We start from the raw sequence: 15,884 nt of genomic DNA, 5'->3' as shown, positions 1-15,884 counted from the left end.
ACCGTCACGACGTTCCCCCGACTGGACTACGTGTACCCACCGCGACCATGGAGGCCCTGTGTCCTTCGAGCCTCAGCGGCTGCTGCCGTTGATCACCTCCCACCCCGGTGGCCGCTCCGCGGTCACCTGCGAGTACCGCTGCGGCAACGCGTGCGCCCACCCCGAGCCCAACACGTCGGACAACGAATACTTCGGCGACGTCGTCAAGAACATGCTGTCCCGTCGTGGCGCGCTGAAGGCCGGTGCCGTGATGGCCGCGGCCGCCGGTGGCTTCGCCGCGCTGTCCGGCACGGCCGCCGCCGAAACCCCGGACGGCGTTTCCGCCGCGGGACACGGCAAGCCGGGCCGCCCCGGGCGTCCGGTGCCCGGCACCGACTTCGAAGCGGTGCCGCCGAACACGCTCGACGCGATCACCATCCCCGAGGGTTACGAGCAGCGCGTCGTCATCCGCTGGGGCGACGCCGTCGAGTGGGGCGCGCCGAAGTTCGATTTCCACAAGCAGACCGCGGCCGCGCAGGCGAAGCAGTTCGGCTACAACTGCGACTTCGTCGGCCTGATCCCGCAGGATCCGCTGGGCATCCGCAACCTCATGGTGGTGAACCACGAGTACACCACCGAGGTCCACATGTTCCCGGCCGACCAGTACGACCCGAAGAACCCGACCGAGGAGCAGGTCAAGATCGCGTGGGCCGCGCACGGCCTTTCGGTCGTCCAGGCCTTCCGCGACCCGATCGGTGGCGCGCTGCGCGTGACGCCGAGCCCGTTCAACCGCCGCATCACGCTGAACACCGCCTTCGAGGTGCGTGGCCCGGCCGCCGGTTCGAAGTACCTCAAGACCTCCGCGGACCCGACCGGCCGCAAGGTCTTCGGCACGCAGAACAACTGCGCCGGCGGCGTGACCCCTTGGGGCACCGTGCTTTCCGGTGAGGAGAACGTCAACCAGTACTTCGCCAACGCGGCCAAGGTCACCGACCCGGTCGCGGCGGCACGCCTGAAGCGATACGGCTTCTCCGGCACCGAAAGCACCCGCAGGTGGGAGCGGTTCGACAAGCGCTGGGACCTCGCGCAGGAGCCCAACGAGGCCAACCGGTTCGGCTGGGTCGTCGAAATCGACCCGAACGACCCGAACTCGACGCCGATCAAGCACACCGCGCTCGGCCGGTTCAAGCACGAGGCCGCGAACATCAAGATCACCAAGGACGGCCGTGTCGCCGTCTACTCCGGTGACGACGAGCGCTTCGAGTACATCTACAAGTTCGTCTCCAAGGGCAAGTACAAGCCGGGTAAGAGCGCGCACGCGCGTCGCCACAACTCCGCGCTGCTCGACGACGGCACGCTCTACGTCGGCCGGTTCACCGGCGACAGCCCGGCCGCCGAGATCGACGGCACCGGAAAGCTGCCCGGTGACGGCGAATTCGACGGCGTCGGCGAGTGGATCCCGCTGGCCGCGGGCAACAAGTCCTTTGTGGACGGTTTCACCGCCGAAGAGGTCTACGTGTTCACCCGCGAGGCCGCGGACAAGGTCCAGCCGACCAAGATGGACCGGCCGGAGGACATCGAGGCGAACCCGGTCAACGGCCGGATCTACGCGGCGCTGACCAACAACAGCCAGCGTGGCCCCGCCGGCAAGGCCAACGTCGACGAGGCGAACCCGCGGCCGAACAACCGCAACGGGCACGTCCTCGAATGGGAGGAGAACGGCGGCGACGCCGCGGCCACGAAGTTCTCCTGGCGGTTGCTGCTCGTCTGCGGTGACCCGAAGACGGCGGACACCTACTTCGGCGGCTTCCCGAAGGAGCAGGTCAGCCCGATCTCCTGCCCGGACAACGTCGCGTTCGACCGGCACGGGAACCTGTGGATCTCCACCGACGGCAACGCGCTCGGCGCCCACGACGGCCTGTTCTCGGTGCCGGTCGACGGTCCGGAACGCGGGCACGTCAAGCAGTTCCTGTCGGTCCCGGTCGGCGCGGAATGCTGTGGCCCGGTGGTGACCGACCACCTGGTGCTCGTCGCCGTGCAGCACCCCGGTGAGGACGCGGCCAGCTCCGCGAACCCGACGTCGCACTGGCCGGACGGCGGCACGACGCAGCCGCGGCCGTCGATCGTGTCGGTGTGGAAGAAGGGCCGCTGGGGCCAGGTCGGCCGCATCGGCGTCAAGTAGTGCCTCCGGCGCCCCGATCACTCTCGGCGAGACTCTTCTGCCTGATCGGGGCGCCGGACGACACCGTTCGGTGATGACGGAACGGTGTCGCGCTCATTAGCTTCAGCCCTGTGAAAAGGGCACTGGTGTTCATGGCGGCAGGTGCACTCGTGGCGGGCATCGTTCCCGTGTCCGCGCAGGCCGCGACCGTTCCGTCCGGCTGCACCGGCGGCGCCGCGCCGAATCCGAGCGTGGAACAGGGCAGCCCGCCCGCCGGGTACACGTTCAACCCGGCCGCCCCGGTGCCCAACGGAACGCCGAGGAGCAAGCAGCCTCGGCTGTCGACGGCCGGCGGCTACCAGTCCGACGGCGGCAAATACGCCCTGATCTCGACGCCGGACAAGATGATCAGCACCGCTTACGCGGCGATGAAGTTCGTGCCTGGCGCCGTCTACACGCTGACCGACTGGACCGGCACGAACGACGGCAACCTCCGGCGCGCGGACGCCGTCCAGGAGACGGGGCTGCGGTTCTACGACGGCTCCGGCAAGGTCGTCCTGGAGAACAAGCTCAAGGTCGTGCACGCCGTCGAAACCGACGGCGAACTGGCCCGGCAGGACTTCCCGCCGTCGACCGCCCCGCCGTCGGCGAATTCGGTGAAGTTCTTCGCCGCCACCGACCGCAACTGGGTCATGTGGGACTGCGTCCACCTGCAGGTCGCCTCGTTCTCGGCCAAGGCCGAGGTGCGGGATCCGGCGAGCGGGGCCTGGGGCGCCACGGCCACCCTGGAGGCGGGCACCACCGCGAACTACCGGTTCACGGTCACCAACGACGGCACCACGACGCTGACCGACATCAAGGTCGAAGACCCGTATTGCGACGTGAAACCCGCCCCGATCGCGACCCTCGAAGGCGGCAAGTCCGCGACCGTCACCTGCGACCACAAGAACGTCACCGAAGCGGACAACGGCCACGTCAGCACCGTGACCGTCTCCAGCGGCACGGTGCCGAAGAAGACCGCGACCACGACCATCAAGGTCACCCCGCCGCCCGCCATCGACGAGATCGGCGAGTTCGTCTGGAACGACCTCGACCGCAACGGGCTGCAGGACTCCGGGGAACCGGGCGTTCAGGGCGTGAAGGTGACTTTGAAGGACGCGTCAGGCACTGCGCTCGGCACCCTCACGACGGACGCCGGCGGCAAGTACCGCTTCACCAAGCTGAAAGACGGCATCTACCAGGTCTGCTTCGACATCAGCGGGCTTCCCTTCACGTACACGGCGAAGGACGCGGGCGACGACGCGAAGGACTCGGACGCCGATCCGGCGACCGGATGCACGGCGACCACCACGGTCGGGCCTCGTAAACGCCTGGACCTGACGCTCGCGGCGGGGTTGACCGCGCCGACGAGCAAACTGGGCGACTTCGTGTGGCTGGACAAGGACAAAGACGGCCTCCAGAGCCGCGACGAGCTCGGTGTCCCGGACGTGAAGGTGACGCTGAAGGACGCTTCGGGCAAGGAAGCAGGCTCGACCTTGACCGGGCCCGACGGGCGATACGCCTTCGAAAGCCTGCGTCCGGGCTCGTACCAGGTGTGCTTCGGCGTCGGCTCCCGTCAGCTGACCCGGCCCGGTGCGGCGCGGTACAACGGCACCGATTCGGCGGCGGATCCCGCGACCGGCTGCACACCGGTGGCCGAACCGGCGGCGCCGGAGGACCTGACCAGGGACGCCGGACTGCTCGACCCGTGATCGCCGCCCAATCACGCGAGTTACGCCTCCAATCACGTGAGTTACGCCTCCAATCACGCGTGATCGTCGCCCAATCACGCGTGTTGCGCCTCCAATCACGTGAGTTCGACGTCTGATCACGCGAGTCGCCTCATCCCTCGCCGCTCACGAGCGCGAATTGTCGGTGGGTGCCGCTAACGTCGCCCATCGTGACCGAACCTTCGTTCCTGACCACCACCCGCGAGTCCTACGACACCGTCGCCGAGGACTACGTGGCGCGGATCGGCCCGCTCTTCGAGCAGGAGCCGATCAGTCGCGCGATGCTCGCCGCGTTCGCCGAGCAGGTGCGCGGCCCGGTCGCCGACGTCGGTTGCGGCCCTGGCCATGTCACCGCCCATCTGGCGTCGCTCGGCCTCGAGGTCACCGGTGTCGACTTGTCGCCGAAGATGATCGAGGTCGCTCGCCGTCAGCACCCTGAGCTGCGGTTCTTCGTCGGCTCGATGACCGCCCTCGATCTACCGGACGGCGAACTGGGCGGTCTCGTCGCCTGGTGGTCGATCTTCCATCTGCCGCCGGAGGTGCTGCCGGCGGTGTTCGCGGAGTTCCGCCGCGTGCTCGCGCCGGGCGGGCGGTTGCTGCTCGGGTTCCACGTCGGCGACGAGCGCCTGAGCCCGGAGACGGCGTACGGCCACCCGGTCACCTATGACGCGTACCTGCTGGAGCCCGGCAAGGTCGCCGACCTGTTGGGGAGGGCAGGCTTCGAGGTCACCGCGCGGCTGGCCATGGAAGGGAGGAAGCTGCCACAGTCCTGCCTCGCCGCCCGGGCGGTTTGACTCTTGGGCCGCGGACCTGATCTCCTGCGCACGCAACCGAGGCGGGCGGGGCCATGACGCAGACGAATACGACGACGGGTGAGAACACGCCCGACTGGCCTTCGCGCACCTGGTTCCGGCGGCCGTCGACCTGGACGTGGTTCGGGTTCGGCCTGGTGCTGATGGTCTACGCCGATCTGGCCTGGCGCCGCCGCTGGATGAGCGACGACGGGCTGATCGTGCTGCGGACGGTCCGCCAGATCCTGGCGGGCAACGGGCCGGTGTTCAACATCGGCGAGCGGGTCGAGGCGAACACCAGTCCTTTGTGGACAGCGGCGCTGAGCGTGCTCGGGCTGATCCCGGGAGTGCCGCTGGAGTGGATCTCCGCGGTCACCGGGCTGCTCTTCTCGGTCGCCGGGCTGTTCTTCGGTCTGGACGGCGCCCGGCGGCTCTACCAGCCGCTGGCGTTCCACGGGCTCGCGCCCGCCGGCGCGCTGGTGGTGTGCGCGTTGCCGCCGTTCCGCGACTTCGCGACGTCCGGGCTCGAGACCGGCCTGATCACGTTGTGGCTGGGCGGTACCTGGTGGCTGCTCGTCCGCCGTACGTCCACAATGGACGATCTGCGCATCTGGCCGGTCGCGCTGGTCGCCGGGCTGGGGCCGTTGGTGCGGCCCGATCTCGCGCTCTTCAGCGCCGTCGCCTTGGCCGCGCTGTTCGTGCTCGCGCGACCGGGACGGCGTCGCGCGCTGGGTCTGCTGGTGGTGGCGGCCGCGCTCCCGTTGGTCTATCAGGTGTTCCGGATGGGCTACTACGGTCTGCTGACGCCGAACACCGCGCTGGTCAAAGAGGCGTCGGAGGCGAACTGGGCTCGCGGCTGGTCGTACCTGACCGACCTCGTCCAGCCGTACTGGCTGTGGCTCCCGTTGCTGGCGCTCGCCGCAGCCGTGGTCACCGTCGCGTCCACTGTGGACAAGACGTTCGCGGTGCTCACCGCGGTCCCGGTGGTCGGCGCGGTGCTGCTCGCGCTGTACGTGATCCGGGTCGGCGGGGATTTCATGCACGGGCGCATGCTGCTCCCGGCGCTGTTCTGCCTGCTGTTGCCCGTGCTGGCCTTGCCGGTGACGAGGGTGACCGTGGTGCTTCTCGCCGTCGTAGGGATCTGGGCGGTCGTGGCCGCCGGGTCGCTTCGCCCGTCGTACTCGGCTTCTCCGCGCGCTGTCGGCGTCACGGATGAGCGCTCGTTCTGGTCGCGAGCGACCGGCCACGAGCACCCGATCCTGGCGGAGGATTACGCCGGCCATCCGTTGATGCCGTCGACGCTGGAAGCGATCCGCGGCGTGAGCGGCCCCGCGGTGCTGATCCAGGACTACGCGACCAGACGCTGGTACGCGTACCCGACGGACCGGCCGTACGTGACCGTCGCCGCGGACAGCATGGGCGCACTCGGCCTGCTGATCCCGCTCGACATGCGACTGCGTGACGGATACGGCCTCGCCAACCCGTTCGCCGCGCATTCGACTTCGCTCGCCAACGGCAGGCCCGGCCACCAGAAGTGGCTGCCCCCGGTGTGGGAGCTGGCGAATTCGGCGCGGCTCCCGATCGCCGAGGGCGGCCCGGCCCGCGGCGAGGACGTCGCCGCCGCACGAGCGGCGCTCGACTGCCCGGACATCGTGGAGATCGACGCGTCGGTGCGGGATCCGCTGACGGCCGGACGGCTCGCGGACAACTTCATCGGGTCGTTCACGCGCGGTTCCCTCCGGTTCCCCCGGGTGGCGACGCCGCCCGTCGTGTGCGGCGACTGAACACGCGTCAGTGGTTCAGACCCGAACCACTAGCGTGGCGGTATGGCTGATCTCCCCTTGGCTCTCGTCACCGGCGCCACCCGCGGTATCGGCGCCGCGGTCGCCCGCGCGCTCGCCCCGACCCACCGGCTGCTGCTCGGTGGTCGCGACGCCGACGCGCTCGGCACGCTGGCGGACACGCTGCCCGACGCCCGGCCGTGGCCGATCGACCTGACCGACGTCGAGACGCTGGAGGCGGCGACCGCCGAATTCGGCGAGTTGGACGTGCTGGTGCACTCGGCGGGCGTCGCGCGGCTCGGCACGGTCGAGGCCGCGACCGACGCCGACTGGCGAGCGAACTTCGAGGTCAACGTCCTGGGAGTCGTCACGCTGACCAGGCAGCTGCTGCCCGCGCTACGTGCCGCGAAGGGGCACGTCGTCGTGATCAACTCGGGTGCCGGGCAGAACGCGCGCCCCGGCTGGGGTCCGTACGCGGCCAGCAAGTTCGCCGTCCGCGCCTTCGCCGACGCGCTGCGGGAGGAGGAGTCCGCGCTGCGGGTGACGTCGGTCTACCCCGGCCGCACGGACACCGAAATGCAGCAGGCGATCGTCGCCGACGAGGGCCGCGCGTACGAGCCGGAACGCTTCCTGCGCCCCGAATCCGTCGCGGCCGCCGTACTCGCCGCGGTCTCCGCCACCGATGACGCGCACCCCACCGAGGTGACCCTTCGGCCGCGCGGCCTGGTCTAGCCGCTCGCGCTTGCTTCGCCCTGCTCGCATGTTCCCCAAGGTCGCATTCGAGACACTCGGAACCCCGGACTCGGGTTCCACCGCCAGCCGCGTTCGCGCCCAATGTGGCATTGGGGTCGCTCAACGTCCCCAATGCCACATTGGGCGCCCAGGCCCAGCGGCGAGTTGTCCACAGCCTCGCACCGTTGTGGACACCAGGCCCTGATCAGCGCTTTTACGCAGGTCCCAGCCCCAACCCCCGATAGACTGGCCTCGGGGTCGCCCCCCGGGATGGGCGGGGGCTGCGTAGGTGAGTTAGGAGCGCAGTCGCGCCGAGGTTTCCGCTACTTCGGCCTGCACCTTCGCGCGGTCGACGCGCAGGGATTCGCCGTCGCCGACGACCTGCTCGCCCGCCACCCACACGTCGCGGACACGCCGCGAGCCCGCGGCCCAGACGAGGTTCGAGAGCAGCTGCTCGTCCGGGACGTCGATGCCCGCCGCGAACGCCGGGTCGTCGAGGTCGACGTGCACCATGTCCGCCCATCGGCCGGTTTCCAGCGCGCCGATGTCGGTCCGGCCCAGCGCGCCCGCGCCGCCGCGGGTGCCGAGCAGGAACGCGTCGGCCGCGGTCAGCACGGTCGATTCGCCGGTCGCGAGCCGCGCGAACATCGCCGAGAGCTGCAGTTCCTCCCACAGGTCGATGTCGTCGTTAGACGCCGGGCCGTCCGTGCCGAGCCCGACGGCGACGCCTGCCTTCCGCAGCTCCGTCACGCGCGCGATGCCCGAAGCGAGCTTCGCGTTCGAGCCGGGGCAGTGCGCCATTCCGACGCCGCGCGCGGCGAACAGCGCGATGTCCTCGTCGGACAGGTGGATGGCGTGCGCGGCGAGCGTCCGGCCCCGCAGCATCCCGACCTTCTCCAGCAGCGCGGGCACCGAGCCGTGCTCTTCACGCTGTTTGACGTCTTCGAGCGCCGCCTCGGCCACGTGGATCTGCACCAGCGCGCCGCGTTCGGCCGCCGATTCCGCGGTCGCGCGCAGGGCTTCGGCGTTCAGCATGTACGCCGAGTGCGGCCCGTAGCCGACCTCGATCCGCTCGCCGGGCCCGAACCGGAGGCCGTCGGTGTCGATCCAGCGTTCGATGCTCGTCAGCATCGCGCGCCAGTCCATCCCCGGCAGTTCCATGATCGGCGGACCCAGCACCACCCGGCCGCCGGTGGTGAGTACGGCGTCGGCGAGCTGCTCGCCTTCGAAGTACATCTCCGCGCTGGTCGTGACGCCGTGCCGCAGCATTTCCACCGAGCCCAGCATCATGCCGGTGCGGATGTCGGCGGGCTTCAACTTCGCCTCGGTCGGCCAGATGATCTCGGTCAGCCACCGCAGCAGCGGCAGGTCGCCGCCCATCCCGCGCAGCAGCGTCATCGGGCTGTGCGCGTGTGCGTTGACCAGGCCGGGCAGGAGAAGACCGCTCAACCGGGTCACGGGAGCGGACGTCTCGGGAGCCCCGGACGCGGGACCGACATGGGTGATACGCCCTGTTTCGTCCACGTCGACCACGGCGTCACGCAGCAACGAGCAACCGGGGTCGGCGGGGAGTACGACGGGAGCGTGGAAACGGCGTTGCATGTAAGGAGCTTAGGTCAGTCCACGACACCGCTCCGCCACGCCCAGGCCGCGATCTCCACCCGGTTCCGCGCGCCGACCTTGCCCTGCACCGACGCCAGATGTGTCTTCACCGTGGACAGCGAAAGGAACAGCTCGGCACCGATCTCGGTGTTCGTCAGCCCCTTCGCGGCGGCCTTGACCACGTCCAGCTCCCGCGCGGTCAACGGTTCCGAAGGCGGGCTGACGTCGCGTTTCACCGTCCCGCCGTCGAAATGCTTCAGCAGCCGGACGGTGATCTGCGGCGAGACCAGCGCGTCCCCGCGCGCGGCCGCGCGCACCGCCTCGATCAGCAGCGCGGGCCCGGCGTCCTTCAGCAGGAACCCGCTCGCGCCGTTCCGCAGCGCGGTGTGCACGTACTCGTCGAGATCGAACGTCGTGACCACCACCACCTTGAGCGGATCGGCGACGTCCGGCCCCGCCAGCTGTTTGGTGACCTCGAGCCCGTCGATTCCCGGCATGCGGATGTCCAGCAGGCAGACGTCCGGCCGCAGCTCGCGCGCCTTCGCGACCGCCGAGACGCCGTCCGCCACGTCGGCGACCACCTCGATGTCGTCCTGTGCGTCCAGGATCATCCGGAAGCCGATCCGCACCATGTCCTGGTCGTCGGCGATCAATACCCGGATCACTCTTCTCCTTCAAGTGGTAGCCACGCTTCGACGCGCCATCCGCCGCCCGGCGCCCGTCCGGCGGAGAGCCGGCCGTGCAGCAGGGCGACCCGTTCGCGCATGCCGATCAGACCGTAGCCGCCCGACCCGCCGGCCGGACGGCCGTGGGGCTCGCGTCCGTCATCGGTCACCTGGAGGTGCAGTTCGTTCTCGCTCACCTCGGCGATGACCAGCGCCTCCTTCGCGCCGGACGCGTGCTTGCCGACATTCGTCAGCGACTCCTGCACCAGCCGCAACGCCGACCGCCCGACCTCGTGCGGCACGTTCGGCGGCAGTTCGAGCTTCATCGACGTCTTCACGCCGTGGTTCGACCGTTCGATCAGCGTCCGCAGGTCGGCGGCGAGATCGGTGGTGGCCTGTTCGCTGAACTCGCTGCTCCCGGCAGGCGCGTCGCCGCGCATGCTCCGCACGAGCCGCCGCATCGCCGCGAGCGCCTCCACCCCGGCGTCCTCGATCCGGCCCATCGCCTCGACCGCGACCTGCGGATTCTTCTCACCCATCATCTTCGCCGCCTGCGCCTGCACGACGATCCCGGTGACGTGGTGGGCGACGACGTCGTGCAGTTCCCGCGCCAGCGCCATCCGCTCGGAGGTCTGCGCGTCGCTGATCGCCGACTGGATGACCTGCGTGCGTTCCGAATCCCGCGACCGCAACGCCAGGCCGACCGCCACCGAGATGCCGAGCAGTAGCAGCGCGATGACGGCGAAACCGGCGAGGTCGTCCGGGTCGGTCGTCAGGTTGGGGGTCGGCCGCCTGGCGTTGAGGACGCAGGCCAGGGCGACCACGACGGACAGTCCGGCGATCCGGGGCACAGCCTTGCTCAGCCCGACCGCGCGGACCAGGGTGACGACCAGGCCCATCCCCGCGACGACCTGTGCTCCCGGCACTCCGCCAGGTGTCGGGTAGTCGTAGCGGAGCCGGAGGAACGGCGTCACCAGCGCGGAAAGCAGCATGACCGCGGTGAGCGCGACCATCGCGTCGGCAGGTCGGCGCGGCGCGGCGACCGCGATGACCGCGGCCACGATCGAGCAGACCACGATGGGGAAGCCGTGTGCCCCGCTCTCGTAGGTGAAGCCGAATTCCAGGATCAGCGCGATGCCAAGCAAGCCGATGAGCGGCCATTGGCCCATCACCAGCTTGTTGAGCTTCTGCAGCTTCTCGTAGCGGTTCGGGTGCGCCGTGCGGTCGCGTCCCGGGATCGCGAAGACCAGCGTGCAACCCAGCAGGATGCCACCGAACAGCATCGCCTGCGCCATGGTGCCGTTCGAGTTGTCGCCGTAGTAGTAGCGGCCGGACACCGCGGTCAGCGTGGCCAGCACCAGACCGGAGATCACGGCGAACGCGACACCGGGCCGCGTCCGGCGCGCGGCGTAGAACAGGACCTCGACCCCCGCCACCACCTCGGTGATGGACAGATGGGCGAGCACACTCGAGTAGGTCGGGATGTCGAAGTACCGGACGACCAGCGTGTACGCCACCAGCACGACCGAGGCCGCGATGGCGGCGACGGCGGCCCGCTTCTGCGCCCAGAGCGCGCAGAACACCATCGCGAAGATGCCGGGGAAGAGCAGGAGATCGATCCCGCGGCGGCCTGTGTCGTCGAAAGCGGCGTCGGTCACGAAGACGAGGTCGAAGGCGAGCGCGGCCAGCAGGACGACGGCGGGCATGCCGATCCGGCGCGCGAGCGCACTCACCCGCGCGGAGAACCTGTTCTGGGAGGGACCTGCTGTCACACCGTGACGGTAGAGGATCCGGCGCCGTCCGCACCTTGGCCGACCGGCCCGAGCCGGGTCGGCCGATCGGCCGATGCGGGCGTGATCAGCACTGGCCGTCTGCCCGAAGTGGACACAGGTGGTCCACGGCGAAGCTCTTCCCCGAAGCCGAACACAAGTGACTGACTAGGGAGACTCGCGGTGGTAGATCCACAGTGGACAGGGCAGCCGGTACTCGCCGGGCGTGGACTGGTGAAGCGATACGGCACGCAGCACGCGCTGGCCGGGATCGACATCGACATCCAGGCGGGGGACGCGGTCGCCATCGTCGGGCCTTCCGGCTCCGGCAAGACCTCGCTGCTGCACGTGCTCGCCGGGATCCTCCGCGCCGACTCCGGGCAGATCTTCCTTGCCGGACAGCGGGTCGACCAGCTCAACGAACGCAAGCGCAGCGAACTGCGGCGCACCGAGTTCGGTTTCGTGTTCCAGTCCGGGATGCTCGTCGCCGAGCTGAGCGCCGAGGAGAACGTCGCGCTGCCTTCGCTGCTGAGCGGCAAGGGGCGCAAGGAATCCATCGAGGCCGGCCGCGAATGGCTGGCGAAGCTCGGCCTCGCGGGCAAAGAGAAGCGCCGCCCCGGCGAGCTCTCCGGCGGTGAGGCGCAGCGTGTCGCGATCGCGCGGGCGCTGACGCACCGGCCGAAGGTGATCTTCGCCGACGAGCCGACCGGCGCGCTCGACACCCGCACCGGCCGCGCCACCATGGACGCGCTGCTCGCCGCGGCCGCCGACAGCGGTGCCGCGGTGATCGTGGTGACCCACGACCGCGAGCTCGCCGAAGCCATGCCGCGCACCGTCTCCATCCGCGACGGCCTGATCGCGACGAGGCTGGCCGCGTAATGAACAGTTTCCAGCTGGCCATGCGGGTGCTTCGGGTCGACCGCCGGACCCGCACGTCGGCCATCCTCACCGCGGTCGGGGTCGCCGTCGCGACCAGTCTGGTGATCCTGCTCGCCTCTCTCCCGGGGGCCACGCAGGCCCGCGCCCAGCGCGCGATCTGGCAGGACATCCACAGCTACTACTCCGAGTCCGATCAGCCCCAGCGCGCGGCGCCGCTGCTGATGGCCGCGAACAAGGACTACTCGGGTGACCGCGAGATCACCCGAGTCGACATCGCCCAGACCGGCACGTCGCCGATGCTCAGCCTGCCGCCGGGCATCCCGCGGCTGCCCGCGCCCGGCGAGGCGATCGTCTCCCCGGCGCTCGGGAAACTGATCCAGTCGACGCCGCAGGCGCAGCTCGGGGACCGGTTCGGCAAACTCGTCGACTCGCTCGGACCCGATTCCCTGCTGTACCCGGAGCAGCTGGTCGCCGTCGTCGGCCACACCCCGGAGTCGATGCCGACCTCGGCGATGGCCGCGGACGGCTTCCCCGTCAAGGAAGCGAAGCCCGACCCGCTGCTCGCGCTGCTCGCCTGGGTCGGTGTCATCGTCCTGCTCGTGCCGAGCCTGGTACTCGTCGCGTCTTCGGCCCGGCTGACCGCCGCCCGGCGTGAGCTGCGGATGGCCGCGTTGCGGCTGGCGGGGGCGACCCCCGGCCAGGTGACGAAGATCGTCGCCGCCGAAACGGCGTTGTCCGCCAGCGTCGGTGCCCTGCTCGGCATCCTCGTGGCACCGGCGCTGCAAGGTCTCTCGACGTTCGTCCCGTGGGGCGGCGGCACGTGGCTCGCGTCGGACTTCAGTCTTTCGATCGGCTCGACCATCGCGATCGCCGTGGCGATTCCGCTGCTGGTCGTCTTCGCCGGGGTCCTCGGCATCCGCCGGGTGCTGAAGACGCCGCTGTTCGCTGCTTCGGCGCACGCTCGCAAACCGCTGCACTGGTGGCGTCTGCTCGCGGTGCCCGTGGCCGGTGCGTTCTTCCTCTTCGCGGTCAGCCAGGACAACGCCAGCTTGCCGATGGTGATGCTCGGACTGTTCCTGCTGGTCGGGTCGGCGGCCATCGTCGGACCGTGGGTCACCTCGGCGGTCGGCGGCACGTTCGTCCGGATCTGGCGCAAACCGGCGTCGCTGCTGGCCGGGCGCAGGCTCCGCGACGACCCGAAGAGCGCCTACCGCGCCACCGCCGGTGTCGTGCTCGCTGTCTTCACCGGCTCCATGGCGCTCACCCTGCTGCCCTCGTTCGAGTCGATGGCGGGTGGCGGCCGGACCTTCAAGGACAACGTCCTCTACGCCGAGTCGGACGCGGCCCACGCGGGGCAGGCCGTCGAGCAGACCAACGCCTCCCTCGCCCGCAACGGGATCACCGACAAGGCCATCGCGGTCGGTGAGGTCTACCTGGCCACCGGCGAGACGGGGACCCGCTCACAGACGTTGAACCGGGCGTTCGTGATGACCTGCGAGGACGCCACGAAACTGCTGCGGGTGAACATCGGCGGCTCCTGCGCGCAGGGCCCCGCGATCTACAGCAGGCAGAAGATCGACCCGGCGGTGTACCGCGTGACGTCGGAGTACGACAAGGCGGGCACGGCGCTGGATCCGAAGGTACCGGTGCAGCTCTTCCCGAACGGCGACGAGGACACGTCCAGCACGATCGTGCTCGACCCGGCTCTCCTGCCCGCGGGTGTCGAGCCGAAATACGTCAACGTGGTCGTGCCGACCACCCCGGCGAACGCCGAGGTCGTCCGGACCGCGCTGGTCGGCGCGGCCCCCGGCCAGGAGGTCGGTAGCCGCGGCCTGCACCTGATCGGCCAGCAGCAGGAACTCGGCGACCTGCGCCGGGTCACCGTGATCGGCCTGATCGCCGCCGGCGTGCTCGCCGGATGCAGCGCGGCCGTGGCGACCGCGGGTTCGGTGATGGACCGCCGCCGCACCTTCGGGGCACTCATCGCGGCCGGGACACCGGTCCGGGTGCTGGCGAGGGCGCTGCGGATGGAAGCGGCCCTGCCCGCGATGGTGGCCACCATCGGCGCGGGTGTGGTCGGGATCGGAGTCGGCATGGGGCTCTACAGCATGGTCGAGAAGGACGCGGTCGTGCTGAGCCCCTGGCTGCTGGCACCCGTGGTGCTGGGAATCGGGGTGGCGTTGCTCGGGGCATCCGTCTCGACCCCGGCGCTCAAGCGGGTGCAGTCGGAGCCACTGGCCGACGAGTGAGAAAAGTTCGCCCGAATGGCGTCATGGCATCCGGGCGGGCAGGTCTCGTGGGTGGAGTCGGTGGTGATCCACCCACGGGCCGGGTGCCCGGTCGTCCCTCTGTCGGGGGAGGGATGAACGGGCACCGGGGATACGCAGGGGGTATCCCGAGGTGCGGGGTGTGAGAAAGGGCCGGTCAGGGACGTGGGGACGTCCTGACCGGCCCTTTCTGTCGGGCTAGACCCGCTCGAAGCTCAGGTCGTGCGAGATCCGGCCTTCGACGTCGGCGCGGTTCTCGAACTTCGTGACCGGCCGCCACTCCGGACGCGGCGCCCAGCCACCGGGCTCGCCGGCGTGACGGTTGCGCAGGAGCGGCTCGGCCGAGCAGACCTCCATCATCTGTTCGGCGTAGTTCTCCCAGTCGGTCGCCATGTGGAAGGTCCCGCCCGGCGCGAGCCGTGAGGCGACCAGCGACACGAACTCCGGCTGCACGATCCGCCGCTTGTGGTGCCGCTTCTTCGGCCACGGGTCCGGGAAGAACAGCCGGACCCCGGACAGCGAGCCCGGTTCGACGTGCGAGGTCAGCAGCACGACGGCGTCACCGTGCATCAGCCGCAGGTTCTTCACCCCGAGCTTCTCGGCACGTAACATCAGCTGGCCGAGGCCCGGTTCGTACACCTCGACCGCGACGTAGTTGAGCTCCGGGGCGGCGGCCGCGAGCTGGGACGTGGTCTCGCCCATGCCCGAACCGATCTCCACCATGACCGGGGCCCGCCTGCCGAACCACTCCTCGAAGTCCACCTGGCCCTCGGGCAGTTCGCCGACGGTGCGGCCGAGCGACGGCCAGAGTTCGTCCCAGGCTCGCTGCTGCCCGACGGTCATCCGGCCGCCGCGGTTGACATAACTGACCACGCTGCGCATCCGTGGCTGGTCCTCGTTTTCCACCCACCCATTAAACGTGGGGGTTACCGGACCGCTTCGAACTCCCCCAGTCGCGAGCGCAGGCCCGCGAATCCGGCGACCGGGATCGGCGACGGCGTCGTACTGGAATGGGCGGGGAGGACGTCGATCCAGCCGTCGTGACGGCTGGTGTTCAGCACGGTGGTCGGGATCGAATGTCCGGACGCTCCGCGTTCGGAAGGCATGAACTCCCAGTAACCGGATTCTCCGTCCGCGGCCCACGGGACGAATTCCCAACCTGGACGCCTGCCGAGCAAGCCCGCGATGCGATCTTCGATGCGGAAACCGAGTTCTCGCGATTCGAGCCTGCCGTCCACGACGGCGCGGAGCCACCACGGCGCGGGAATTTCGCCGTGCATTCCACTGGACGCGCGGTACAGCGCGACAACGAGATCTTCGGGTGCGCGGTGCACCCACGCGCGGCGGATATCGGATGGCCGCGTCGCGGACGCGACCGTGCGGGGCAGTTCGATCGCCTGTGACCATTCCAGGTCGAGCATGGGCTCGAGCCGGGGCTGCATACTTTCCGTGCGGGCTTGCGGGATCTTGCGTTCCACTCCCTGACCGG

The 15,884-nt window shown here is 69.9% G+C and carries 12 protein-coding genes; 7 read left to right on the top strand and 5 right to left on the bottom strand.

Annotation, left to right across the window (positions count from 1 at the left end):
• Positions 1–58: 58 nt before the first annotated feature.
• From DL990_RS02710 to DL990_RS02690, 5 genes are all read left to right on the top strand, one after another.
• Positions 59–2,161: a PhoX family phosphatase gene (locus tag DL990_RS02710; RefSeq protein WP_125797788.1), complete on the top strand. Its 2,103-nt coding sequence runs from the start codon at positions 59–61 to the stop codon at positions 2,159–2,161.
• Positions 2,162–2,286: 125 nt separating this feature from the next.
• Complete coding sequence (locus DL990_RS02705) at positions 2,287–3,891, top strand: SdrD B-like domain-containing protein (RefSeq protein WP_125797949.1); 1,605 nt, start codon at positions 2,287–2,289, stop codon at positions 3,889–3,891.
• Positions 3,892–4,079: 188 nt separating this feature from the next.
• A complete protein-coding gene (locus tag DL990_RS02700) occupies positions 4,080–4,703 on the top strand; it encodes a class I SAM-dependent methyltransferase (RefSeq protein WP_233620364.1) in 624 nt (207 codons plus the stop codon).
• Positions 4,704–4,756: 53 nt separating this feature from the next.
• Complete coding sequence (locus DL990_RS02695) at positions 4,757–6,484, top strand: hypothetical protein (protein ID WP_125797786.1); 1,728 nt, start codon at positions 4,757–4,759, stop codon at positions 6,482–6,484.
• A 42-nt stretch (positions 6,485–6,526) separates the two neighbouring features.
• A complete protein-coding gene (locus tag DL990_RS02690) occupies positions 6,527–7,213 on the top strand; it encodes an SDR family oxidoreductase (protein ID WP_125797785.1) in 687 nt (228 codons plus the stop codon).
• Positions 7,214–7,507: 294 nt separating this feature from the next.
• Here DL990_RS02690 and DL990_RS02685 read toward each other — a convergent pair whose 3' ends face one another.
• Genes DL990_RS02685 through DL990_RS02675 form a run of 3 tightly spaced genes read right to left on the bottom strand, consistent with a single transcriptional unit; the run spans position 7,508 to position 11,252 of the window.
• Positions 7,508–8,815 (bottom strand): amidohydrolase family protein, encoded by a 1,308-nt coding sequence (locus tag DL990_RS02685; RefSeq protein ID WP_125797784.1) that lies wholly within the window; start codon positions 8,813–8,815, stop codon positions 7,508–7,510.
• 14 nt (positions 8,816–8,829) lie between these two features.
• Positions 8,830–9,480 carry a response regulator transcription factor gene (locus tag DL990_RS02680; protein WP_125731249.1) on the bottom strand — a complete coding sequence of 217 codons (651 nt, stop codon included), beginning with the start codon at positions 9,478–9,480 and terminating at the stop codon, positions 8,830–8,832.
• Positions 9,477–11,252 carry a sensor histidine kinase gene (locus DL990_RS02675; protein WP_125797783.1) on the bottom strand — a complete coding sequence of 592 codons (1,776 nt, stop codon included), beginning with the start codon at positions 11,250–11,252 and terminating at the stop codon, positions 9,477–9,479. Before DL990_RS02675 ends, DL990_RS02680 begins: the two co-directional genes overlap by 4 nt.
• A gap of 180 nt (positions 11,253–11,432) precedes the next feature.
• On the opposite strand from DL990_RS02675, the gene DL990_RS02670 reads away from it, so the two are divergent.
• Both DL990_RS02670 and DL990_RS02665 read left to right on the top strand, forming a co-directional pair.
• Complete coding sequence (locus tag DL990_RS02670) at positions 11,433–12,128, top strand: ABC transporter ATP-binding protein (protein WP_125779989.1); 696 nt, start codon at positions 11,433–11,435, stop codon at positions 12,126–12,128.
• Complete coding sequence (locus DL990_RS02665; protein ID WP_125797782.1) at positions 12,128–14,377, top strand: FtsX-like permease family protein; 2,250 nt, start codon at positions 12,128–12,130, stop codon at positions 14,375–14,377. Before DL990_RS02670 ends, DL990_RS02665 begins: the two co-directional genes overlap by 1 nt.
• Positions 14,378–14,593: 216 nt before the next feature.
• Here DL990_RS02665 and trmB read toward each other — a convergent pair whose 3' ends face one another.
• Positions 14,594–15,277 carry a tRNA (guanosine(46)-N7)-methyltransferase TrmB gene (gene trmB / locus DL990_RS02660; RefSeq protein ID WP_233620386.1) on the bottom strand — a complete coding sequence of 228 codons (684 nt, stop codon included), beginning with the start codon at positions 15,275–15,277 and terminating at the stop codon, positions 14,594–14,596.
• A gap of 44 nt (positions 15,278–15,321) precedes the next feature.
• Positions 15,322–15,837, bottom strand: coding sequence for a hypothetical protein (locus tag DL990_RS02655; protein ID WP_370305303.1), 516 nt, complete (start codon positions 15,835–15,837; stop codon positions 15,322–15,324).
• Positions 15,838–15,884: the final 47 nt, after the last annotated feature.

It is taken from the genome of Amycolatopsis sp. WAC 01416 (assembly GCF_003947485.1).
Taxonomy (GTDB): Bacteria; Actinomycetota; Actinomycetes; order Mycobacteriales; family Pseudonocardiaceae; genus Amycolatopsis.
The sequence above is the reverse complement of the archived record's forward strand: the minus strand, read 5'-3'. Positions and strand labels throughout refer to the sequence as shown.

Coding starts and splice junctions, on each gene's coding strand:
- DL990_RS02695 (WP_125797786.1), top strand. CDS start 4,757: ATGACGCAGACGAATACGACGACGGGTGAGAACACGCCCGACTGGCCT.
- DL990_RS02690 (WP_125797785.1), top strand. CDS start 6,527: ATGGCTGATCTCCCCTTGGCTCTCGTCACCGGCGCCACCCGCGGTATC.
- DL990_RS02685 (WP_125797784.1), bottom strand. CDS start 8,815: ATGCAACGCCGTTTCCACGCTCCCGTCGTACTCCCCGCCGACCCCGGT.
- DL990_RS02665 (WP_125797782.1), top strand. CDS start 12,128: ATGAACAGTTTCCAGCTGGCCATGCGGGTGCTTCGGGTCGACCGCCGG.
- trmB (WP_233620386.1), bottom strand. CDS start 15,277: ATGCGCAGCGTGGTCAGTTATGTCAACCGCGGCGGCCGGATGACCGTC.
- DL990_RS02655 (WP_370305303.1), bottom strand. CDS start 15,837: ATGCAGCCCCGGCTCGAGCCCATGCTCGACCTGGAATGGTCACAGGCG.